This is a genomic window from Paenarthrobacter nitroguajacolicus (assembly GCF_029952445.1).
GTDB classification, from domain to species: domain Bacteria; phylum Actinomycetota; class Actinomycetes; order Actinomycetales; family Micrococcaceae; genus Arthrobacter; species Arthrobacter nitroguajacolicus_B.
This window is the reverse complement of record NZ_JAQPPK010000038.1, coordinates 1-21,960: the sequence shown is the minus strand read 5'-3', so window position 1 is coordinate 21,960 and position 21,960 is coordinate 1. Positions and strand designations below refer to the sequence as shown.

At 62.7% G+C, this 21,960-nt stretch carries 19 protein-coding genes and 1 pseudogene; 10 read left to right on the top strand and 10 right to left on the bottom strand.

Annotated elements, in window-relative coordinates; genetic code table 11:
• Window positions 1–11: 11 nt before the first annotated feature.
• Both PJL15_RS20655 and dxr read right to left on the bottom strand, forming a co-directional pair.
• Window positions 12–1,343 carry a M50 family metallopeptidase gene (locus PJL15_RS20655; RefSeq protein ID WP_281453008.1) on the bottom strand — a complete coding sequence of 444 codons (1,332 nt, stop codon included), beginning with the start codon at window positions 1,341–1,343 and terminating at the stop codon, window positions 12–14.
• A 33-nt stretch (window positions 1,344–1,376) separates the two neighbouring features.
• Window positions 1,377–2,564: a 1-deoxy-D-xylulose-5-phosphate reductoisomerase gene (gene dxr / locus PJL15_RS20650; protein ID WP_281453007.1), complete on the bottom strand. Its 1,188-nt coding sequence runs from the start codon at window positions 2,562–2,564 to the stop codon at window positions 1,377–1,379.
• A 96-nt stretch (window positions 2,565–2,660) separates the two neighbouring features.
• Between dxr and PJL15_RS20645 the strand changes: the two genes are divergently transcribed.
• Window positions 2,661–4,121, top strand: coding sequence for a lipase maturation factor family protein (locus PJL15_RS20645; protein WP_281453006.1), 1,461 nt, complete (start codon window positions 2,661–2,663; stop codon window positions 4,119–4,121).
• On the opposite strand, the gene PJL15_RS20640 is transcribed toward PJL15_RS20645, so the two are convergent.
• On the bottom strand, window positions 4,093–5,160 hold the full coding sequence (locus tag PJL15_RS20640; protein ID WP_281453005.1) for a LacI family DNA-binding transcriptional regulator: 1,068 nt from the start codon (window positions 5,158–5,160) through the stop codon (window positions 4,093–4,095). The genes PJL15_RS20645 and PJL15_RS20640 overlap by 29 nt on opposite strands.
• A gap of 238 nt (window positions 5,161–5,398) precedes the next feature.
• Between PJL15_RS20640 and PJL15_RS20635 the strand changes: the two genes are divergently transcribed.
• Genes PJL15_RS20635 through PJL15_RS20605 form a run of 7 tightly spaced genes read left to right on the top strand, consistent with a single transcriptional unit; the run spans window position 5,399 to window position 12,657 of the window.
• A complete protein-coding gene (locus PJL15_RS20635; RefSeq protein ID WP_281453004.1) occupies window positions 5,399–6,724 on the top strand; it encodes an extracellular solute-binding protein in 1,326 nt (441 codons plus the stop codon).
• Window positions 6,721–7,650 carry a carbohydrate ABC transporter permease gene (locus tag PJL15_RS20630; protein ID WP_281453003.1) on the top strand — a complete coding sequence of 310 codons (930 nt, stop codon included), beginning with the start codon at window positions 6,721–6,723 and terminating at the stop codon, window positions 7,648–7,650. Before PJL15_RS20635 ends, PJL15_RS20630 begins: the two co-directional genes overlap by 4 nt.
• Window position 7,651: 1 nt before the next feature.
• Window positions 7,652–8,557: a carbohydrate ABC transporter permease gene (locus PJL15_RS20625; protein ID WP_281453002.1), complete on the top strand. Its 906-nt coding sequence runs from the start codon at window positions 7,652–7,654 to the stop codon at window positions 8,555–8,557.
• A gap of 30 nt (window positions 8,558–8,587) precedes the next feature.
• On the top strand, window positions 8,588–9,799 hold the full coding sequence (locus PJL15_RS20620; RefSeq protein WP_281453001.1) for a Gfo/Idh/MocA family protein: 1,212 nt from the start codon (window positions 8,588–8,590) through the stop codon (window positions 9,797–9,799).
• Window positions 9,796–10,800, top strand: coding sequence for a sugar phosphate isomerase/epimerase family protein (locus PJL15_RS20615; protein ID WP_281453000.1), 1,005 nt, complete (start codon window positions 9,796–9,798; stop codon window positions 10,798–10,800). Before PJL15_RS20620 ends, PJL15_RS20615 begins: the two co-directional genes overlap by 4 nt.
• 49 nt (window positions 10,801–10,849) lie before the next feature.
• A complete protein-coding gene (locus PJL15_RS20610; protein WP_281452999.1) occupies window positions 10,850–11,551 on the top strand; it encodes a ThuA domain-containing protein in 702 nt (233 codons plus the stop codon).
• A complete protein-coding gene (locus PJL15_RS20605) occupies window positions 11,536–12,657 on the top strand; it encodes a Gfo/Idh/MocA family protein (protein ID WP_281452998.1) in 1,122 nt (373 codons plus the stop codon). Before PJL15_RS20610 ends, PJL15_RS20605 begins: the two co-directional genes overlap by 16 nt.
• A 58-nt stretch (window positions 12,658–12,715) precedes the next feature.
• Here PJL15_RS20605 and PJL15_RS20600 read toward each other — a convergent pair whose 3' ends face one another.
• From PJL15_RS20600 to PJL15_RS20570, 7 genes are read right to left on the bottom strand one after another with little or no spacing between them, the layout of a single operon-like run.
• Window positions 12,716–13,570, bottom strand: a complete 855-nt coding sequence (locus PJL15_RS20600; RefSeq protein WP_281452997.1) for an HpcH/HpaI aldolase/citrate lyase family protein — start codon at window positions 13,568–13,570, stop codon at window positions 12,716–12,718.
• A 39-nt stretch (window positions 13,571–13,609) separates the two neighbouring features.
• On the bottom strand, window positions 13,610–14,104 hold the full coding sequence (locus tag PJL15_RS20595) for a MaoC family dehydratase (protein WP_281452996.1): 495 nt from the start codon (window positions 14,102–14,104) through the stop codon (window positions 13,610–13,612).
• Entirely contained in the window at window positions 14,101–14,853 is a 753-nt protein-coding gene (locus PJL15_RS20590; RefSeq protein ID WP_281452995.1) for a CoA transferase subunit B, read from the bottom strand. The genes PJL15_RS20595 and PJL15_RS20590 overlap by 4 nt, the downstream gene beginning before the upstream one ends.
• Complete coding sequence (locus PJL15_RS20585) at window positions 14,850–15,674, bottom strand: CoA transferase subunit A (RefSeq protein WP_281452994.1); 825 nt, start codon at window positions 15,672–15,674, stop codon at window positions 14,850–14,852. The genes PJL15_RS20590 and PJL15_RS20585 overlap by 4 nt, the downstream gene beginning before the upstream one ends.
• Window positions 15,675–15,712: 38 nt before the next feature.
• Window positions 15,713–16,894, bottom strand: a complete 1,182-nt coding sequence (locus tag PJL15_RS20580; protein WP_281452993.1) for an acyl-CoA dehydrogenase family protein — start codon at window positions 16,892–16,894, stop codon at window positions 15,713–15,715.
• Window positions 16,891–19,056 (bottom strand): biotin carboxylase N-terminal domain-containing protein, encoded by a 2,166-nt coding sequence (locus PJL15_RS20575; RefSeq protein WP_281452992.1) that lies wholly within the window; start codon window positions 19,054–19,056, stop codon window positions 16,891–16,893. Before PJL15_RS20575 ends, PJL15_RS20580 begins: the two co-directional genes overlap by 4 nt.
• Before the next feature lie 2 nt (window positions 19,057–19,058).
• A complete protein-coding gene (locus PJL15_RS20570) occupies window positions 19,059–20,669 on the bottom strand; it encodes a carboxyl transferase domain-containing protein (RefSeq protein WP_281452991.1) in 1,611 nt (536 codons plus the stop codon).
• A gap of 119 nt (window positions 20,670–20,788) precedes the next feature.
• Between PJL15_RS20570 and PJL15_RS20565 the strand changes: the two genes are divergently transcribed.
• Complete coding sequence (locus PJL15_RS20565; RefSeq protein WP_281452990.1) at window positions 20,789–21,442, top strand: SACE_7040 family transcriptional regulator; 654 nt, start codon at window positions 20,789–20,791, stop codon at window positions 21,440–21,442.
• 86 nt (window positions 21,443–21,528) lie between these two features.
• Window positions 21,529–21,960 (top strand): annotated as a pseudogene (locus PJL15_RS20560) (hypothetical protein); the annotation flags it as partial.

Here is a 21,960-nt window from a genome sequence, read left to right as displayed (position 1 = left end):
ATGTTCATGGCTTAGCCGAAGATGTTCACGGGCTTGACGATGTCTGCGTAGATCAGCAGGACGCTCATGCCCAGCAGCAGCGCGGCCACCACATAGGTCACCGGCAGCAGTTTCGCGATGTCGAACGCGCCCGGGTCCGGCTTGCCGCGCAACTTGGCCAACCGGCGTCGTGCTCCTTCATAAAGGGCGCCGGCCACATGGCCGCCGTCGAGCGGCAGGAGGGGGATGAGGTTAAAGATGGCCAATGCGAAGTTCAGTCCCGCCAGCAGTCCAATCAAGGTGCCGATCCGTGCTTGGAGGGGAACCTGTTCCATGGCCGCTACTTCACCGGCCACCCGCCCAACGCCCACTACGCTGATGGGGCCGTTGGGATCCCGGGGCTCTTCGCTGAAGGCAGCCTTCGCGACCCCCACCACCCTGGCGGGCAGGTTGAAGATCACACCGGAAATTTGTTTGATGTTCTCGCCCGCCATCGGCAGGACGGCCGACGCCGGTTGGGGAACCAAGGCGCTTTGGGCGCCGATACCGAGGAAGCCGACCTCCTGGTACTTGAGCACGCCGTTGGCATCCTGTTCCTGCCGTCCGTCTGCCCCCACCACCGGACGTGAGGACAGCACAGGTGTCACGGTGGTCTCAACAGGGGAACCGTTCCGTTGCACTGTGATGGGCACTTCCTTGCCCGCGGAGGACCTGATCCAGCTGGTCAGTTCATCCCAGTCGGTGACCGGCTTGCCGTCAAAGGAGGTGACAGTGTCATTTGGCTGGAGCCCCGCCGCCGCGGCTGGAGTGAGCTTGCAGTCGGCCGAATCGGGGTCGACGGTTTCGCCTGCCGCGACCTGGCATTTGGAGACATCGGAGATGGTGGTTGTTGCCTTGGCCACGCCGAATCCCATGAGCAGCACGGCCAGCAGGACCAAGCCAATCACCATGTTCATGGCCGGTCCACCGAGCATGATGATGATTTTCTTCCACACGGGAAGCTTGTAGAAGACCCGGCCCTCATCTCCGGGACCCACTTCTTCATGGGCAACCGACCGCGCTTCGGTGGCGAGCGTCTGGAACATGCCGGTGCTTGAGGGGCGAACTCCGCCGTCTTCCTTGTTGGGCGGGTACATCCCGATCATGGAGACATAGCCGCCCAGGGGCAGGGCCTTGAAGCCGTACTCCGTTTCGCCCTTCTTCTTGGACCAGAGCGTGGGCCCGAAGCCGATCATGTACTTGGTGACGCGCACCTTGAAGAGTTTCGCCGGTACGAGGTGGCCTACCTCGTGCAGCGCGATGGAGACAGCAACGCCGATCGCGACGAAAACTACTCCAAGAATGAAGAGAAGGACGGGACTCATGCCGGTGGGACTGCTTCCGTAAAGGTGTTTGGGCTACAGGGCGCTGCGTGAAGCTAAACGATCGTGGGTTCGGGCTCGTGCCCATTTCTCAGCATCCAGCACGGACTCCACCGTTAGCTCGGAGGAGCCTGAATGTTCGCTGAGGACGGTTTCGACAGTGTCCACGATGTCCGTGAACCGGATCCGGCCAGCGTGGAAAGCTACGACGGCTTCCTCGTTGGCTGCATTGAACACTGCCGGGAAAGTGCTTCCCTGCTTGGCCGCATCCTTGGCGAGTTCGACCGCGGGGAAGGCCACAGCGTCCAGCGGCTCGAAGGTCCAGCTGGTGGCCTTGGTCCAATCACATGCCTGGGCAGCGCGGGGAACCCGGTCAGGCCACCCCAATCCAAGGGCGATGGGAAGCCGCATATCCGGCGGCGAAGCCTGGGCGATGATGGATCCGTCCACGAACTGGACCATCGAGTGGACTACGGATTGGGGGTGGACCACCACGTCGATCCTGTCCAGGGGTACGTCGAACAGCAAATGTGCTTCGATTACTTCCAGGCCCTTGTTGACCAGGCTGGCCGAGTTGGTGGTGACCATGAGCCCCATGTCCCAGGTGGGGTGGGCCAACGCTTCCTGCGGAGTGACGTGGTGAAGCTGGTCGCGGGTACGCCCACGGAAAGGGCCGCCTGAAGCGGTCAGGATCAGCTTCTCCACTTCCTGTTCGGTCCCGGACCGCAGGCACTGGGCGATGGCGGAGTGTTCCGAGTCCACTGGAACGATTTGCCCGGGGCGGGCTGCCGCTTTGACCAGGGCACCGCCAACGATCAGGGATTCCTTGTTCGCCAGAGCCAGCGTGGCTCCGGTACCGAGCGCGGCAAGGGTGGGCGCCAATCCGATTGAACCGGTGATTCCGTTCAGGACGACGTCGCATTCGATGGCAGCGATCTTTGTGGAGGCATCGGGACCGGCAAAGATTTCGGGGGCGAAGTTCTTCACGCCGGCCTCGGCGGCGGAGGCCTCGATCAGGCGCCGGAGCACGCCAGGATCGCCCTGTGCGATGCCCACTGCCTGGGCGCGGGTATGCACAGCCTGCTGCGCGATCAGTTCCAGGTTCCCGCCGCCGGCACTGAGCGCCACCACTTCGAACCGGTGCGGGGCGGCGTCGACGACGTCGATCGCCTGCGTGCCGATGGAACCAGTGGACCCGAGGATGACGATCTTGCGCGGCTGCATGGATTAAGTATCCCAGCCTGCACGGAGGGCCGCGAACGATCTGGGCGCCTCACGGCTACCGCTTGACCGTCAGGCTCCCCTGCGTACCGTGGAATTGTGGAATGGCTGTCCTGGTTCGACGCGCGGGACTACGAGTTCGCGCGGCAGGTTCTGCAGCGCGGCACGGCCGCGCTGTACCTGATTGCCTTTCTCTCCACGCTGAACCAGTTTCCTGCCCTTCTCGGCGAGCGCGGATTGCTTCCGGTTCCGGCGTTCCTTGATTTCGCCCGGCGACTGGGCCGGCCGACGCTTTTCAGGTGGCGCTACTCCGATGCCCTGCTCAAGGCTGTGTGCTGGGTGGGCATCGTTCTGGCTGCCCTCCTGGTGGCAGGTCTTCCCCAAGCCGGTCCTCCGTGGCTGCCAATGCTGGCCTTCCTGGCGATGTGGTTCCTCTACATGTCGATCGTCAACGTCGGCCAGACCTTCTACGGATTCGGTTGGGAGATCCTTCTCCTCGAGGCCGGATTCACAATGGCCTTCCTTGGTTCGGACCAAACGCCGCCACCGACCACCATCCTCATCCTGATCTTGTGGCTGGTGTTCCGGCTTGAGTTCGGGGCGGGCATGATCAAAATCCGCGGGGGTCGCGAATGGCGCGACATGACGGCAATGTACTACCACCATGAGACCCAGCCCATGCCGGGCCCGCTGAGCAGGCAGGCTCACCTCCTCCCCCGCCCGCTGCACAAGGTTGAAGTGCTGGGGAACCACTTCGCGCAACTGGTGGTGCCGTTCTTCCTTTTCGCACCGCAGCCGCTGGCCAGCATCGCCGCGGGCATCATCATCCTCACGCAGCTCTGGCTTGTGGCATCGGGAAATTTCGCCTGGCTGAACTGGCAAGCCATTGTGCTGGCCTTCGCAGGCGTGAGCGATCCCGTCGCCCACGCTGTCTTTCCGTTCATCCCGCTTGAGTGGCACAAAGCGGCCGAAACCCCGGCGTGGTGGCTCGCCGTCGTCGTAGTGGTCACTGTGCTGTTGCTGGTGCTGAGCTACCGCCCGCTGCTGAACCTGTTCTCCCGTCGGCAGCTCATGAACGCCAGTTTCAACCGCTGGCGCCTGGTTAATGCCTATGGCGCGTTCGGCACCGTCACCAAACAGCGCATTGAGATCGTGGTGGAAGGCACCCTCGGTGAGGAACCGGAGGCGCCCGATGATCACTGGTTGGAGTACGGCTTCAAGGGAAAGCCCGGCGATGTCCGCCGGCTCCCGCGGCAATGGGCCCCGTACCACCTGCGGCTGGACTGGCTGATGTGGTTCCTGCCGCTGCGGACCGTCCACGAGGACTGGTTTTATGCTTTCCTGGACAAACTATTGGAGGCAGACAAGCCAACGCTGCGACTGCTTCGCCTTGACCCGTTCGACGGCGAACGCCCCCGTTGGCTGCGTGCGCGAAGCTACCTTTACCGTTTCGCCAGCCGTGCGGAGTTCCGCGAAACCGGCGACCGTTGGGTGCGGGTGCTGCTGTACGAGGCCATCCCGCCGATATCTCTCAGCCCTCGACGGCGGCGGCTCCCCTAGCGGCGGACGCCCGCGGCGGGGCTGTGGACTCGCGCACCACCAGGTGGGTGGCCAGTTCCACCCGGCGGGAGTCGATTTCCTCTCCGTTCCTTTGGCGCAGGATGAAGCTCAACGCCGAACGACCCATTTCCTGAAGGGGCTGCGATACCGAGGTCAACGGCGGGAGGGACTCTTCCGCCTGCGGTGTGCCATCGAATCCCACCAGGCTCATGTCTTCCGGGATCCGGACGTTCTGCCGGCGGGCCTCGGCCAGCACGCCCAAGGCGATGCTGTCGCTGCCGGCGAAAACCGCTGTGGGCGGCTCGTCCAGGGCCAGGAGCGCCTTCATGGCTTTGACCCCGGTCGCGGAGCGGAACGGACCGGCTGAAACATATTCGTCCACCACGGGGACTCCGGCAGCCATGAGTGCGGCCATGTAACCGTGCAGGCGGGCCTGGCTGCACTCGGCAGCAGCCGGTCCCCCGATGTAGGCGATGCGATGGTGTCCGAGTTCAAGCAGATGGGTGGCCGCTGCCTTACCTCCGGCCCAGTTGCTTGCTCCGACGCTGAAAACGTTACCGGGTGGCGGGTTGAGCGGATCAACAACGACGACGGGAATCCGGCGGCGCTGGAACGCCGCCAGTTGCCCGGATCCAAAGGCGGAGGTGACAACGATCATGCCGCTGCGACCCTCATCGAGCATGCGCTGGGCACGCTCTTCCGGACCCAGGGGCGAGGCTGCCTGCCTGCTGGTGACCGAAAGGATCACTTCCATGTCCGAGGCCGCGGCGTGCTCCATGATCCCGTTGAGGACCTCCACGGAATACGCGGAGTTCAGGGAGTCGAAGACCACTTCGACGGCTTGCTGGGCGGGAGGGCTCTTCCGCTGCAATGGGGACCTGTAGCCGGTCCTTTGCAAGGCGGCGAGGACGCGGTTCCGGGTCTCCTCGGCCACGTCCTGCCGGCCGTTGACCACCTTGGACACGGTGGGTGCCGAAACGCCCACTTCCTTGGCGACGGCGGCCAGCGTCAACTTGGGCGGGCGCACTTCTCGAACCATGATCCCCAACTTTCGAAATTTTTCGATGCATTTTCAGTATGAGTCACTTTTTTGATCGAGGCAATTGTCATCTCAATCTGGGCGACACAGGCTCTTGACGGACCGCTGCGAAGGCTTTAGTTTAGACCGTGACCTAAATCATGGCGGCGAAATATTTCGATAAATTTCGGAGCCAGGCACTCTTTTCGGCAGTAAGCGATAAGGCTTGCTCAGCGATGCGACTACCCCTGGAGAAGCAATGAAGCAGTTCCAATCATCCCGGCGTTCTTTCCTGGCCCTCGCGGCTGTAACTCCCTTCGCCGTCATGGCCACGAGCGCCTGCGGCACGTCCGGTCCAGGCAGTGCGAGCGGAGGAGGAGCCAGCATGTGGTTCCTCACGGGTGAGCCCAACCAAACCACCATGCAGAAGGCCGTGGATGCATTCGGATCGGCTAATCCGGATAACAAGATCGCCGTAACGTACTTCCAGAACGATGCCTACAAGACCAAGATCAAGACCGCCATCGGCGCCGGCCAGGCTCCCACCATCATCTACGGCTGGGGTGGCGGTGGCCTGAAAACCTACGCGGACGCCGGGCAGGTTGAAGACCTCACCAGCTGGTTCGATTCCAACCCGGACCTCAAGAACAAGTTCTTCCCGTCCTCCTTCGGAGCGGCAACGGTTGACGGCAAGATCTACGCCCTTCCCAACCAGTACGTGGCCCCGATTGTCTTGTTCTACAACAAGGAACTGTTCGACAAAGCCGGCGTCCAGCCGCCCAAGACCTGGGACGACCTCATGTCCTTGGTCAAAACCTTCAACGACATGGGCGTAGCCCCCTTGTCCTTGGGCGGACAGTCCCGTTGGACCTCCATGATGTGGCTGGAATACCTGCTGGACCGCATCGGTGGCCCTGAAGTCTTCCAGGCGATTTTCGACGGCAAGCCCAATGCCTGGATGGATCCGGCTGTGATCGAAACGGGTACCAAGATCCAGGAACTGGTATCCGCGGACGGCTTCATCAAGGGCTTCTCCTCCATCACGGCGGACTCAAAGGCAGACCAGGCCCTCCTCTTCACCGGCAAGGCGGCCATGATGCTCCAGGGCTCCTGGACCTACGGCGCCATGAAGAAGGACGGACAGAACTTCGTCCAGAACGGAAAGCTCGGTTTCGCCAACTTCCCCACCGTTGCCGGCGGCAAGGGCGATCCGAAGAACGGCGTGGGCAACCCGGCCCAGTACATGTCCATCTCGGCCAAGGCCACGGACAAGGAAAAGGACTCGGCCAAGAAGTTCTTCAAGGACGGCATCATGACGGACACCGTCATTGACGCATATATCAACTCCGGTTCCGTTCCGATCGTCACCGGTATTGAAAGCAAGCTTGACTCCTCCCCTGACAAGGACTTCCTGAACTTCGTCTATGCCCTGGGCAAGGACGCCCCCAACTTCCAGCAGTCCTGGGACCAGGCATTGAGCCCCACCGCTGCCGAAGCCCTGCTGAACAACATTGACCAGCTCTTCCTCAAGTCGATCACCCCGCAGCAATTCGCTGAGAACATGAATGCCACCCTGGGCAAATGAGTTCGGCTACCTCACACAGGGCTGTCCCGGCCCCCCAGAAGCTCCGGGAATCCGTTAAGCAGAAATCCGCGCTTCCCTGGCTGACGCTTCCGGCTTTGTTCTTCTTCGTCGTCTTCGCCGTCTTGCCCCTGATCGGCGTTTTGGCCCTGAGCTTTGCCAATTGGGACGGCATCGGCGCCATCGGAGTGGCCGGTATGGAGAACTGGACGTCGGTATTGTCCGACCCGGAGCTTTACAACTCCCTGGGCCTGACTTTCATGATCATGATTGTTTCGTGGCTCGTGCAGACACCGATCAGTCTTTTGCTGGGCGTCTTTACAGCCGGAACCCAGCGCTACAGGGCCGCGTTGGCGGTGCTGTACTTCCTGCCGCTGCTGCTCTCCTCAGCCGCAGTCGCCATCGCCTACAAAGCCCTACTGGACCCGAACTTCGGCCTGGCGATGGGCCTTGGGCTACCGTTCCTTGCCCAGGACTGGTTGGGTGTCCCCCAACTTGCCCTTGGTTTGATCATCTTCGTCATCGCCTGGCAGTTCGTGCCCTTCCACACCCTCATCTACCAAGGTGGTGTGCGGCAGATCCCCAAGTCGCTCTACGAAGCGGCCCAGATCGATGGTGCGGGAACCATTAAGCAGTTCTTCCACATCACCCTCCCCCAGTTGAAGTACACCATCATCACCTCATCAACCCTGATGGTTGTTGGATCCCTGACGTACTTCGACCTCATCTTCGTCCTCACAGGTGGCGGACCGGGCAACTCCACCCGGATCCTGGCGCTCGACATGTACTTGCGTGGCTTCCGGGCCAACCTCATGGGACCTGCAAGCGTCATCGCAGTCATCCTCGTCGTCATTGGCCTGGCGCTGGCCTTGTTCCTCCAACGCCTTGGTGGCAAGGACCAACAGGGCAGCCAATTGGAAGGTATGTAACGTGAGTACTGTCCTCAAGAGTGATTCAAAACCCGGGACACCCGCTTCTGCGACATCATCGATCAAGGCCAAACAAAGCCTTGGCACACGGATCAGGCGGCTCAACATCCCCGGCGGCCTCGGCGGCTGGATCTGGCTCGCCGTCATCATCATTCCGGTCTACTACATCGTCATCACCAGTCTGAAGACCTCCGAAGGCTACTTCGGACAAAATCCGATGGCCCTGCCAACATCTCCGACCCTGGAGAACTACCAGTTGGTTCTTGAATCCAACTTCTCCACCTACTTCATGAACAGCGTCATCGTCACGCTGGGGTCCGTCATCCCCACGGTCCTGATTGCCTTCATGGCTGCCTTCGCAATCGTCCGCGGTCACGGCAGGTACTTGAAGTTCGTCAACGGCGTGTTCCTCATGGGACTGGCAATACCCCTTCAGGCCACCATCATCCCCATCTACCTGATGATCATCCGCCTGAATCTCTACGACAGCCTCCTGGCCATCATGCTTCCGTCCATAGCGTTCGCCATACCGCTGACGGTCCTGATCCTGTCCAACTTCATCCGCGACGTCCCCAACGAGCTCTTCGAATCGATGCGCCTGGACGGTTGCAGTGAGTGGCAGACCATGTGGCGTTTGGCCCTTCCGCTGACCAAGCCCGCGATCGTCACCGTGGCGATCTACAACGGCCTGCACGTCTGGAACGGGTTCCTGCTCCCGCTGGTGCTCACCCAAAGCCCTGGCCTGCGCGTCCTGCCCCTGGGATTGTGGACCTTCCAAGGTGAGTTCAGCGTCAATATTCCGGCCGTCCTTGCTTCGGTCGTCCTGAGCACGCTTCCCATCCTGGTGATCTACGTCCTTGGACGTCGCCAACTGGTGAGCGGCCTGACCGCCGGTTTCAGCAAGTAACTGGTTACCACCAGCAGAAAGGACTCTCCTGTGACCAACGCACAACCACTTCGGGTGGGGATGGTGGGCTACGCCTTCATGGGCGCCGCGCACTCCCACGCCTGGCGTACAGCGCCACGCTTCTTCGACCTGCCACGGACGCCTGAACTCACGGCCGTGGCCGGCAGGAACCCGGAAAGTGTCCAGGCGGCGGCTGCCAAGTACGGCTGGGCATCGACCGAAACGGACTGGCGGCGGCTGATCGAGCGTGACGATATCGACCTGATCGACATCTGCACGCCAGGCAACACCCACGCCGAGATCGCCATCGCGGCCCTTGAAGCGGGAAAGCACGTCCTGTGTGAAAAGCCGCTGGCGAACTCGGTGGAGGAAGCAGCGAAGATGACAGCCGTTGCCCAGGCCGCGGCCGAACGCGGAGTCCTGTCGATGTGCGGCTTCAGCTACCGCCGCACCCCGGCTTTGGCACTGGCAAAACGAATGGTGGAGGACGGCCGGCTGGGCGAAATCCGCCACGTCCGCGCCCAGTACCTCCAGGACTGGCTCAGCGATGCGGATGCGCCCCTGACCTGGCGTCTGGATAAAGCCAAGTCCGGTTCCGGTTCACTGGGCGACATCGGTGCGCACAGCATCGACGCCGCCCAGTGGATCACCGGACTCAACATCACCGGAGTCTCGGCCCTGCTGGAAACGTTCGTGAAGGAACGCCCGGTGGGCGGCGACTTCGTGGGGTTGGGGGGCCACGGCGGTTCCGATGGACCCCGCGGCCCCGTAACCGTGGACGACGCCGCGCTGTTCACCGCACGGTTTGAGGCCAGGCCCGACGGCGGCGCTGACGCCGGCCCGATCGGCATTTTCGAAGCCACCCGATTTGCCTTGGGACGCAAGAACGCGATGCGCTTGGAGGTCAACGGCACCAAGGGTTCCTTGGCATTCGATTTCGAGGACATGAACTCGCTTCAGTTCTACGATTCCGCGCTGGAACCGGACGCGGGCTTCCGGAAAATCATGGTCACGGAGCCCTCCCACCCCTACACAGCCAATTGGTGGCCCACCGGGCATGGACTTGGCTATGAACACGGATTCACCCATCAGGCAGTGGACCTCGTAAATGCCATCGGCGCAGGCGAGCAGCCCTCGCCGTCGTTCGCCGATGCTTTGCAGGTGCAAAAGGTCCTGGCCGCCGTAGAGGCCAGCGCCGGGAACCAAAGCCAGTGGCAGAACGTCGATAAGGAACCATCATGAGCCGACCCATCACGCTTTTCACCGGCCAGTGGGCTGACCTGCCTTTCGAAGAAGTGGCGCGGCTCGCCGGCGAGTGGGGCTTTGACGGCCTGGAGATCGCCTGTTGGGGTGATCATCTGGATCCCCAGCGAGTGGTCGAGGATGACTCCTATCTGCAGGGCAAGCTGGACATCCTCGAGAAGCATCAGCTCTCCGTCCATGCCATTGCCAACCACCTCACGGGGCAGGCTGTGTGCGATGACCCCATCGATGAGCGTCACAGGGACATCCTTTCACCGGCGGTGTGGGGCGATGGTGAGCCGGAGGGGGTGCGCCAACGGGCCGCGGAGGCCATGAAAACCACGGCCCGCGCCGCGGCCCGGCTGGGCGTCAAGACGGTCACGGGCTTCACTGGTTCGTCCATCTGGAAGTGTGTGGCAATGTTCCCGCCGGCCTCCGACGCCATGATCGAGCGCGGCTACCAGGACTTTGCGGACCGATGGAATCCGATCCTCGATGTCTTTGATGAAGTGGGCGTCCGCTTCGCTTTGGAAGTCCATCCGTCGGAAATCGCCTACGACTACTGGACGGCCAAGCGGACACTGGAAGCGATAGGGCCCAGGGAGAGCTTCGGCCTGAACTTCGACCCGTCCCATTTCATCTGGCAGGACCTGGATCCCGTGATGTTCCTGCAGGACTTTGCCGACAAGATCTTCCACGTCCACGTCAAGGAATCCGTCCGGCAACTCAACGGACGCAACGGACGCCTTGGCTCACACCTGCCGTGGGCAGATCCCCGCCGCGGATGGGACTTCGTCACCGCAGGCCATGGCGACGTGAATTGGGAGCCGATTTTCCGCACCCTGAACGCCATTGGTTATGAAGGACCAACCAGCATCGAATGGGAGGACGCAGGCATGGATCGTATGGTCGGCGCTCCCCAGGCGCTCCGGATGGTCCGCGAACTGGCAGCCATCAGGCCCCCGGCAGCTGCCTTTGATGCGGCCTTCGCAACACGCTGAACGCCCTGAACCCTGACTCCAACGAACACGCCCCGATACGAAGGAAACCATGACAAGCAATAACAAGACCGCGTTGGTGGTCCGCGGCGGCTGGGATGGACACCAGCCAGTTGAGGCCACCGAGCTTTTCCTCCCCTATTTGAGGGATAACGGCTACGACGTCCGCGTCGAAGAGTCACCCAAGATCTACGCCGACGCCGACTACATGGCCGGGGTGGACCTGATCGTGCAGTGCATGACGATGTCCACCATTGAAAAGGACGAGTTCCAAGGGCTGCGGACCGCCGTCGAAAACGGCACCGGGCTGGCGGGCTGGCACGGCGGCATCGCGGATTCCTACCGGAACAACTCCGACTACCTCCACCTCATCGGTGGCCAGTTTGCCTGCCACCCGGGCAAGCACGTGGACGAGCAGATCGGCGAGCAATCGGACAATTACGTTCCCTACACAGTGAACATGCTGCCCGCGGCGGCCGAACATCCCATCACCCAGGGAATTGGCGACTTTGACCTTGTCACGGAGCAGTACTGGGTCCTGAGCGACGACTACATTGATGTCCTGGCCACCACTACCCAAAAAGTGCGGGAGTGGGATCCGTGGAACCGGGAAGTCACCTCTCCGGCCATCTGGACACGGCAATGGGGCCAGGGCAAAATCTTTGTCTGCACTCCGGGCCACCGGGTGGAAATCCTTCAGGACAACAACGTACGCACCATCATTGAAAGGGGCATGCTGTGGGCATCCCGCTGACCCCGGCCAAGCAACTGAACGTTGGAATCATCGGTTGCGGTGCCATCATCGCCCAGTACCTGGCGAACTTCCGCCGGCTGGACTCGGTGAACCTGGTGGCCGTTGCAGACCTCGATCCCGCACGGGCACAAGCGGTTGCCGACTCCTATGAGGGCGTCCGTGCACTCAGCGTTGATGGGCTCCTGGCAGCCGACGACGTCGAGCTGGTCCTGAACCTGACCATCCCGGCCGCGCACGCCGACATCGCGCTGAAGGCAATCGCCGCCGGCAAATCCGTGTACGGCGAAAAGCCCCTCGCGGCCACTACCGCCGAAGCCAAGGAGGTGCTTGAAGCAGCGTCCGCCGCCGGAGTACTGGTTGGTTGCGCACCGGACACTGTCCTGGGAACAGGCATCCAAACTGCCAGGAAAGCGATCGACGACGGACTAATCGGTGCCCCGGTTTCGGCCACGGCCACCATGGCTACTCCAGGCCATGAGCGCTGGCACCCGAACCCCGACTTCTACTACCAGCCCGGCGGTGGGCCACTCCTGGATATGGGCCCCTACTATGTGTCTGCGCTTGTCACGTTGTTGGGACCCGTGGTGTCCGTTATTGGCGCTGCAAGCCATACCCGCAGCGAACGGACCATCGGTTCAGGACCGCGGGAGGGCCAGAAAGTCCCGGTGGACATCGACTCGCACGTTACCGGTGTCCTGGTCCATGCCTCCGGAGCGCTTTCGACGCTCTTCATGAGTTTCGATGCCGTGAAGACCAAGAGTCCCAATATCGAGATCCACGGCGAAAAGGGATCCTTGATCGTCCCGGATCCCAATCACTTTGACGGGGATGTGCAGCTCTTCGCCCTGGGCGCAGAAGATTGGGAGACCCTCCCGGTTTCGGCAGGCTACAAGGACTCCGGTCGCGGCTTCGGCATCGCAGATCTAGCAGCTACCCCTGAGGGACAGGAACCACGGGCCGGTGGCCAGTTGGCCTTCCATGCCCTTGAGATCATGGAATCAGTGCTGGCGTCGGCCAAGAGCGGACAAGCAGTAGCCATCAAGAGCACAACCGCGCGGCCCGCCTCGGTGGAACTCACGGAACTCTCGACGGCGGTCCACGCCTAACGCTTCAGCCCCGCACCGACTTGGCAGTTAGTGACAATGTTTTGGGGAAACATTGGCATTAACTGCCAACTCGCGGGTGGTTTGCACGGCGCAACGTGGCTTCCGCGTGTTTCAAGATGGGGCCATCGATCATCTTGCCCTTGAACTGGAACACTCCTGTGCCGGCCGATGCCGCCGCTTCCAGAAGTTCTGTAGCCAAGGCAACGTCCTCCGGCGCAGGCGCGTAGGCCTCCCGGACCACGGCAACCTGGTTCGGGTGGATGCACGCCTTGGCTCCGAAGCCACTGGCCACGGCATCCACGGACTCAGCCAACAGGCCATCGAGGTCGGGGATATTCACGTACACCGAGTCGATGGCTTCCTTGCCCGCGGCTTTCGCGGCCAGCAGCACGGTGGACCGGGCGTGCAGGGCAACCGCACGGTAGCCGCCGTCGTCGTTCCTGCTGGAGAGCCCGCCCAAGGATGCCAGCAGGTCCTCCGCACCCCACATCATCCCCACCACGTTGGGTTCGGCAGCAACGGCGGAGGCGTTCACGATGCCGGCCGCCGTTTCGCACAGGGCGATGACACTGTACCCAGCCAGGGCGTGCAGCTGCTCGGCGTTCTCCGCTTTGGCCAACATGACGGTCCGGTATGGCGTCTTCTCCAGGGCCTGCAGATCGAGCTCGAATTCGGCCGTTCCCACGGGATTCACGCGGACAATGGTCCGGGACGGGTCCAGTCCTTCTGCGCCAAGCTGCGCCAGGACGGCCTCGCGGGCCCGGGACTTGTCGGCAGGAGCCACTGCGTCTTCCAGGTCCAGGATGACGGCGTCCGAGCGGTCCGCGGCCTTTCCGAAACGCTCCGGCCGGTCGGCTGGGCAAAAGAGGAGGGCCGGGCCCATGGTGAAGGGAGCGGCGTGCTGGGGCTGCATGAAGTTCCTTGCTGCTGGTCGTACTGGCTGCTGGGTGTACTAATGGTCGGAAACGGTCGCGGCGTGTGCTTCCTTGGTCCACATCAAGCAGGTTCTCGTGGCCAGGGCCACCACCGTTCCGTCCTGGTTCCGGCCGGTGTGCTGCATGGTCACCACGCCCTGTCCGGGACGGGAGGAGGACAGCCGTTTTCCGGTGATCACCGTTTCCGTGTACAGCGTATCGCCGTGAAACAGCGGGTGCGGGAACGTGACATCGCTAAGACCTAACTGCGCGATGATGGTTCCCTGCGTCAGTTGGGTCACCGACTGCCCCACCACTGTGGACAAGGTGAACATGGAGTTCATGAGCCGCTGGCCGAAGGGTTGCGAGGAACTCCATGCCGCGTCCAAGTGCAGCGCCTGGGTGTTCATGGTCAGGGTGGTGAAGAGCACGTTATCCGTCTCGGTCACAGTGCGGCCCGGCTTGTGGGCGTAGATCACGCCTTCTTCAAGTTCGTCGAAATACAGTCCGCGCTGTTCCACAACCCGCGTCATACAGTGAGCTCCTGGTCCTCTTCGAACAGCTCGGCCCCTGTCGCGGCCAGGACATCGTCCAAGGTGACGTTCGGGGCCAGTTCGCGGAGCACCAGTCGCGGGTCGCCTTCGTCCTTGACGACGTCGATCACCGCGAGGTCCGTAATGATCCGGTCCACGCAACCCTTGCCTGTGAGCGGAAGCGTGCATTCCTGGACAATCTTCGGCCTGCCGTTGCGGTCCACATGCTCCATCATGACGATGACCTTCTTGGCACCGAACACCAGGTCCATCGCACCACCCATGCCCTTGACCATCTTGCCGGGAATCATCCAGTTGGCAAGGTCACCGTTGGCTGCCACCTCCATCGCCCCCAGGACAGCAACGTCCACGTGTCCGCCACGGATCATGCCGAACGAGGACGCAGAGTCGAAGAACGCAGCCCCCGCATTCGTGGTGACTGTTTCCTTGCCGGCGTTGATGAGGTCGGGGTCGATCCTGTCCTGGGTGGGGTACGGGCCGACGCCAAGGATTCCGTTCTCCGAGTGGAGGATCACCTCTACGCCGTCCGGAATGTAGTTGGGGATCAGGGTGGGCATCCCGATTCCAAGGTTCACATACTGCCCGTTGACCAGCTCCCGGGCGACGCGCGCGGCCAGTTCGTTCCGGGTCCAGCCTTTGGCCTCGTGATGGTCGACGTCGGCCCGGCGGTACTCGTGCCGGACGGCTTCGGGCCGGGGCGGGATGTCGTGAAACGTGTTGTCGGTCATCGTTGGGCTCCTGCCTGTCCGGTTTCCCCTGCCGTTGCTGTGGCCGCTGCCGTTGGCGTTGCCGTTCCCGGGGTCAACGCGACGGTGCGTTTTTCGATCCGTTTCTCGCCGGAGGCGGCCACCACCACCCGCTGTACGAAGATTCCGGGAGTGTGGATGTGCTCGGGATCCAGTTCCCCCGGCTCCACGAGTTCCTCGACCTCCGCGATGGTCACACGCGCGGCCATGGCACAAAGGGGGTTGAAGTTCATGGCGGTTGCGTGGAAAACAAGGTTGCCGTGCCGATCGCCCTTCCAAGCGTGCACCAGGCCGAAATCCGGGGTCAACGATTCCTCGAGGACGTAGTCGCCGTCCTTGAAAGTCCGCACCTCCTTGGGCGCGGAGGCAATCGCAACGTTGCCATCGGCGTCGTACTTTTGCGGAAGGCCGCCCTCGGACACCTGGGTTCCAACACCTGCCTTCGTGTAGAAGGCGGGGATGCCGGCGCCGCCGGCGCGCAGCTTCTCGGCCAGCGTGCCTTGCGGCGTGAGGACCACCTCGAGCTCCCCGGCCAGGTATTGACGGGCAAATTCCTTGTTCTCGCCCACATACGAGCTGATGGTCCGGCGGATGCGTCCGTCTTTGAGGAGGATGCCAAGGCCCCAGTCGTCCACTCCGCAGTTGTTGCTGACCGTTTCAAGATCAGAGGTGCCTTGGCTGTGGAGGGCCTCGATCAGGGAGACCGGGATCCCGCAGAGCCCGAACCCTCCCACGGCCAGCGAGGCTCCGTCCGGGATGTCCTTCACCGCGTCTGCGGCGCTGGCAACAACCTTGTCAATCATCCTTGATCCTTCCCTGCCACTGCCGATCCAACGTGAAGTTACAGACCCAGTTCGCGGGCGATGAGCATCAACTGGACCTCTGTGGTGCCCTCCCCGATTTCAAGGATCTTGGAATCGCGGTAATGGCGTGCCACCGTGAATTCGTTGATGAAGCCATAGCCGCCGAACACCTGGGTGGCGTCCCGCGCGTTGTCCATGGCTGCCTCGCCTGCGACCATCTTAGCGATGGCGGCTTCGGTCTTGAACGGCTTGCCCGCGAGCATCCGCGAGGCGGCATCGTAGTACGCCAGGCGGGCTGTATGGGCCCGTGCCTGCATGCGCGCGATCTTGAACTGGATGGCCTGGTACTTGCCAATGTTCTGCCCGAACGCGCTGCGTTCCTTGGCATACTTCACGGACAGGTCCACGCAGCCTTGGGCTGCGCCGGTGGCCAACGCGGCGATTGCGATGCGCCCCTCATCCAGGATCGAGAGGAAGTTGGCGTAGCCGCGGCCACGCTCCCCCAAAAGGTTTGCTTCGGGAACGCGGACTTCATCCAGGGTGAGCGGGTGGGTGTCCGAGGCATTCCACCCGACCTTGTTATAGGGCTTTTCGGCGGTGAAACCGGGCGTGTCCGTGGGCACCAGGATGGTGGAGATTTCCTTCTTGACGCTGCCGTCCGGGTTTTCCCTGGTACCGGTGACCGCAGTGACCGTGACCAGGGTGGTGATGTCCGTGCCGGAGTTGGTGATGAACTCCTTGTTGCCGTTAATAACCCACTCGCCGTTGTCCAGGCGGGCTTGGGTCCTGGTGCCGCCGGCATCGGAGCCGGCCTCGCGCTCTGTCAGACCGAAGCCCGCCAAGGACCGGCCGGATGCCAGCTGCGGGAGCCACTGTTCCTTCTGAGCGTCGGTGCCGAAGCGGTACACGGGCATCGCCCCCAGGGAAACGCCCGCCTCAAGAGTGATGGCCACCGATTGGTCCACCCGGCCGAGTTGCTCCAGGGCCAGGGCCAAGGCGAAATAGTCCCCGCCCATTCCGCCGAACTCCTCAGGGAAGGGCAAGCCAAAAAGCCCCATCTCCCCCATCTGCTTCACGACTTCATACGGGAAGCTGTGCTCTTCGTCGTGCTTGGCTGACACCGGAGCCACAACTTCGTCGGCAAACTCCCGGACGGAATCGCTGAGGTCCTGATATTCCTCGGTGAGTCCGAAAGTGCTGTTCAGGTCAAACGTGCTCATGGCTGGACTTCCTTGTCTGTGGGGTTTCCGTGCGCTGTCTCTTCAGCGGCGTCTGCTACGTGGATGGTGGCGAGCACCTGGTCTGCTTTGACCAGGTCGCCGGTTTTGCTGGTGAGGTGGACCCGCCCTGCGACGGACGCCACCAATTGGTGCTCCATCTTCATGGCTTCGACAGCCAGAAGGACCTGGCCTTCCTCCACCGAGTCGCCGTCATTGACGGAAACGGACACCACCGTTCCGGGCATCGGCGAGCGCACTTCGGGATCGGCTGCTCCGTCGACGCGCTGGATACCGGCGAGCATCCGCCGCAACCGTTCCGCGCGGTCCAAAACCTCCAAGCGGCATGACCACCCGTTGTTGCCCAGGAACAGCTCACTGATGCCGCCGTGCCCGCGGGGAACCACGCCCACCGCGAAGGTGACCAGGCCGCCGTCGAACTCCAGGACAATGCTGTCCGCGCTCCTGCCGGCCATTCGGACGTCAGCCGGGGCGCCGCCGTCGACAGATGCAGTGACGAAGCCTGTGTGCTCAGTGATGGACACGGTGGCTGCTCCGCCGCCCGGCACGCCGAACGTCGCCGTCCATGCCCCGGGCGCCCCGACACGCCAGGCGTCCGGTGCGCTCCATGCGTCCCCAGCGAGGGCCGCGCCCTTGCGGTCAACCCAGAGCGTGAGGGCTGCAGCCACCAACTCCCTGGTTCCGACGTGCCTGAATTCCATGGACGGCAGCTTGCGCTCAATGAGGCCGGTATCCAGGTGTCCCGCGCGGACCTCCGGGTCATTGATAAGCAGCCTCAGGTACTCCACGTTGGTGTCCAGGCCCAGCAGGGTGTAACGGCCAAGAGCGGCGTCTAGGGTATCCAGCGCCGCGGCACGGTTTTCGCCCCAGGAAACCACTTTGGCAAGCATGGGGTCGTAATCCCCCGTGATCTCCAGGCCGTCCTGCATTGCCGAGTCGATCCGCACGTTCAACGGCGCCAATTGCTGCCCCGAAATACCTGGATCCGGCGTACCGTGCTCGGCAAGGGCCACAACGCGGCCCATGGAGGGCATGAAGTTGCGCTCCGGCACCTCCGCATAGACCCGGGCCTCGACAGCGTGTCCGTTCAGTACGACGTCGGACTGCGCCACGGTGAGCACCTCACCGGCGGCGATCCTCACCTGCCAATCCACGAGGTCGATCCCCGTGACCATCTCGGTGACAGGATGCTCCACCTGCAGCCGTGTGTTCATCTCCATGAAGAAGAACTCGCCCGGGTTCTCATCGGACACCAGGAACTCGACGGTACCCGCGCCGCTGTAATTGACCGAGCGCGCGGCGTTGCAGGCGGCCTCGCCGATGCGCTCACGCTGCACAGCGCCGTCGGGCATTGACTCAAAGAGTGCCGACGGGGCTTCCTCGATGACCTTTTGGTGCCTGCGCTGGAGGGAGCATTCACGCTCGCCGAGGTGGATGACATTGCCGTGGTTGTCGGCGAGGACCTGCACCTCGATGTGGCGGGGGGCCCGGATGAGCCGCTCAAGGAAAAGGGTGTCGTCGCCGAAAGCCGATGCCGCCACCCGCCGGGCTGTCTGCAGGACGGATGCCATATCCTCAAGCCGCTCCACCACATGCATGCCTTTGCCGCCGCCGCCTGCTGATGGCTTGATGAGCAGCGGGAATCCGACTCCTGGTGCTGCCTCGATCAGCTGTTGGTCAGTGAGGCCGGGCTTGGCGATTCCGGGCACGCATGGGACGTCATAGGCCATCACATGGTTCTTGGAACGGATTTTGTCGCCCATGACCTCGATGGCGCCGATCCCTGGTCCGATGAAGGTGATTCCTGCGGCGTCCAGGGCTTTGGCGAACTCCACATTCTCGGACAGGAAGCCGTACCCGGGGTGTACAGCCTGGGCACCGCTACGACGGCAGGCGTCGATGACGGCGTCGATCTTCAAGTAGCTTTCCGAAGGCGCTGTTCCTCCGATGGCGACGGCGGTGTCGGCGAGGGCTACGTGCCGGGCGTTCCTGTCCGCGTCCGAGTAGACGGCAACTGAGCGGATACCCATTGCTTTGAGCGTGCGTATCACCCGGCAAGCGATCTCGCCTCGGTTGGCCACAAGGACGGCGGTGAAGGGTTGGGCCGCCGGGCGCTGTACCGTGCTGGTTGTTGGCGTTGTCATGGTCACATCCTGAAGAGGCCGAAGGAGGTCTCGGGCAGTTGTTGGCGGGAAACGACGTCCAAGGCCATTCCCAGTACCCGACGGGTGTCGGCGGGATCGATGATGCCGTCATCCCACAACCGGGCGGTGGAGTAGTACGGACTTCCCTGGTCTTCGTACTGCTGCTTGATGGGGGCTTTGAAAGCTTCCTCGTCCTCTGCGGACCATTCCTCGCCGGCCGCTTCGTACTGGTCCCTTTTGACCGTCGCGAGGACGCTGGAGGCCTGGTTTCCACCCATGACGGAGATGCGCGCAGCAGGCCACATCCACAGGAAGCGGGGTGAGTACGCACGGCCGCACATGGAGTAGTTGCCGGCCCCGAAGGAACCACCAATGACCACTGTCAGCTTGGGCACGCGGGCGGTGGCCACTGCCGTCACCATCTTGGCGCCGTTCTTGGCGATCCCACCCTGTTCGTAGTCCTTGCCCACCATGAACCCGGAGAGGTTCTGCAGGAAAATCAACGGAATTCCGCGTTGGTCGCACAGCTCGATGAAGTGGGCTCCCTTCAACGATGATTCGCTGAAAAGGACCCCGTTGTTGGCCACGATGCCCACCGGATGCCCGTGCACATGCGCGAATCCGGTCACCAAGGTGGTGCCGTAGTTCTTCTTGAACTCATGGAACTCGGAACCGTCAACAATGCGTGCGATGACCTCGCGAACGTCATATTGGGCGTTGACGTCCACTGGGACAACACCGTAGATCCCTGACGGTTCGACGACGGGCGGCAGGACGACGTCGAGCGTTTCCCATGCCGGCTGCGCCGGCTTCGGCAATGTCGCCACGATGTCCCGGACGATTTCCAGCGCGTGCTGGTCATTCTCTGCCAGGTGGTCGGTGACGCCGGAGATGCGCGAGTGGACGTCCCCGCCGCCGAGTTCCTCCGCGGTGACAATCTCGCCAATGGCAGCTTTGACCAGCGGCGGACCGCCCAGGAAGATGGTGCCCTGGTTCCGGACAATGACGGTCTCGTCGCTCATCGCCGGCACATATGCACCGCCCGCCGTGCAGGAACCCATCACGGACGCGATCTGCGGAATCTTGGCCGCGGACATCCTGGCCTGGTTGTAGAAGATGCGCCCGAAGTGCTCCTTGTCGGGGAAGACCTCGTCCTGCTTGGGGAGGAACGCACCGCCGGAATCCACCAGATAGATGCACGGGAGCTTGTTCTCCAAGGCGATTTCCTGGGCGCGGAGGTGCTTTTTCACGGTCATGGGATAGTAGGTTCCGCCTTTGACCGTGGCGTCGTTGGAGATCACCAGGACATGGCGTCCATGCACCAGCCCGATGCCCGCGATCACGCCTGCGCCGGGTGAATCGTCGTTGTACATTCCGTAGGCGGCCAGCGGTGCTATCTCCAGGAAGGGGCTGCCCTCATCCAGGAGGTAATCAATACGCTCCCTGGGCAGAAGCTTTCCGCGGGCGATGTGCCGCTCCCGGGACTTCGCCGGGCCGCCGAGGGCCGCCGTCGCCAAGCGATCCTTCAGTTGCTCCACGAGGGCCCGCTGGGCCTGTTCATTGGCCTCGAACGTGCCGTTTGCAGCGCCCTTCAGGCTGGCAATTGTCTCCATCGACCCCTGTCCCATTCCCGGCCCCAGGCCATTTCGGTTAGTGCCATGTAACTGAAATTTAGGTTAGTCTGTATTAACTGTGATGTCCAGCACAACGCGGCCCGGCCCGGTGCGCTGGCATGGGTACCGAGGAGGACAACGTGACAACAGGCACGGAAGGAAATACCGAAGGCCCCCGTGCCACCACAACGCAACGCAGCCAGGCCAAGGAGCTTCGGCGGTTGGCACTGTTGTCCGCCGCTGCGGGCCTCTTTGCTGACAACGGATTCAGCCGGGTATCACTGGAAGACCTTGGAGCGGCGGCGGGCGTGAGCGGCCCAGCTGTATATCGTCACTTCCCGGGCAAGCAGGCAGTACTTGGCGAGTTGCTCCTCAGCGTCAGCCGGGACTTGCTGGACGGCGGGCTACGGGTGGTGTCGGAATCGGACGATCCCTTGTCCGCGCTGAAGGGGTTGGTGCAGTTCCAAGTGGACTTCGCCCTGAGCAATCCCGATGTGATCCGGGTTCAGGACCGTGACTTCACTAGCCTCAGCGATGCCGATCAGGCCGAGGTCCGGTCCCTCCAGCGCAGCTACGTGGAGACCTGGGTTGATGTCCTCTCGCGGATCCACGATGGCGAAGACCCAGCAGGACTGCGAGTCAGGGCACATGCAGCCTTCGGCCTGATCAACTCAACACCGCATTCCGTTCGGCAGCACGGCAGGAAAATCGCCGTAAAGTCAGCCAGGCCCATTCTGGAACAGATGGCACTGGCGGCCCTTACATCCGTGTGACTGCTCCAGGTAACCCGGGACCAACATCCGGCTTTCTCAATTTGGGTGGCGCTAATAATGTCAGACCCGGGTGAAATGCTTTATTCATGGAAGAGAAGGCGCGGTCGAGGGCACTACGGGCGGAAACGTCCCCTGCTGTCGCTGCGCTCGCTGCAGTCCGTTCCCGGCGGTGCCCGAGCTCGCCGCACTTCGTCGCTGCGGCGAACAAAGGAACGACGGCGTTCGTCACCAACTTCGACGGCTTCCATGGCGTCGGGCTGCTGAACGGACCGGGCACGTCCACCCGGACTTCGAGGACTACCGCAGCCCCGTCCTCAGATACTCCACCCGACCAGACTGTCATTCCACAGCCCGGTGGCTTGGCAGCCGCGGGTGCGGCAGGACTTCCCGACACCGGGGGCGTGGCGGGGCTTCCCGACGCGGGCGGCGGGGCAGCTGCGGGTGCGGCAGGACTTCCCGACGCCTGGCCCTTATACACATCTGACGCTGCCGACGAGGAGGGAGTCGTGTGCTCCTCG

Bases quoted from the DNA above. Each gene is read 5' to 3' on its own strand.
- PJL15_RS20615 (WP_281453000.1), top strand. From the start codon at position 9,796: ATGAGCCGACCCATCACGCTTTTCACCGGCCAGTGGGCTGACCTGCCT.
- PJL15_RS20575 (WP_281452992.1), bottom strand. From the start codon at position 19,056: ATGACAACGCCAACAACCAGCACGGTACAGCGCCCGGCGGCCCAACCC.
- PJL15_RS20590 (WP_281452995.1), bottom strand. From the start codon at position 14,853: ATGACCGACAACACGTTTCACGACATCCCGCCCCGGCCCGAAGCCGTC.
- PJL15_RS20595 (WP_281452996.1), bottom strand. From the start codon at position 14,104: ATGACGCGGGTTGTGGAACAGCGCGGACTGTATTTCGACGAACTTGAA.
- PJL15_RS20570 (WP_281452991.1), bottom strand. From the start codon at position 20,669: ATGGAGACAATTGCCAGCCTGAAGGGCGCTGCAAACGGCACGTTCGAG.
- dxr (WP_281453007.1), bottom strand. From the start codon at position 2,564: ATGCAGCCGCGCAAGATCGTCATCCTCGGGTCCACTGGTTCCATCGGC.
- PJL15_RS20610 (WP_281452999.1), top strand. From the start codon at position 10,850: ATGACAAGCAATAACAAGACCGCGTTGGTGGTCCGCGGCGGCTGGGAT.
- PJL15_RS20640 (WP_281453005.1), bottom strand. From the start codon at position 5,160: ATGGTTCGAGAAGTGCGCCCGCCCAAGTTGACGCTGGCCGCCGTCGCC.
- PJL15_RS20565 (WP_281452990.1), top strand. From the start codon at position 20,789: ATGGGTACCGAGGAGGACAACGTGACAACAGGCACGGAAGGAAATACC.
- PJL15_RS20600 (WP_281452997.1), bottom strand. From the start codon at position 13,570: ATGCAGCCCCAGCACGCCGCTCCCTTCACCATGGGCCCGGCCCTCCTC.
- PJL15_RS20580 (WP_281452993.1), bottom strand. From the start codon at position 16,894: ATGAGCACGTTTGACCTGAACAGCACTTTCGGACTCACCGAGGAATAT.
- PJL15_RS20655 (WP_281453008.1), bottom strand. From the start codon at position 1,343: ATGAGTCCCGTCCTTCTCTTCATTCTTGGAGTAGTTTTCGTCGCGATC.
- PJL15_RS20635 (WP_281453004.1), top strand. From the start codon at position 5,399: ATGAAGCAGTTCCAATCATCCCGGCGTTCTTTCCTGGCCCTCGCGGCT.
- PJL15_RS20630 (WP_281453003.1), top strand. From the start codon at position 6,721: ATGAGTTCGGCTACCTCACACAGGGCTGTCCCGGCCCCCCAGAAGCTC.
- PJL15_RS20585 (WP_281452994.1), bottom strand. From the start codon at position 15,674: ATGATTGACAAGGTTGTTGCCAGCGCCGCAGACGCGGTGAAGGACATC.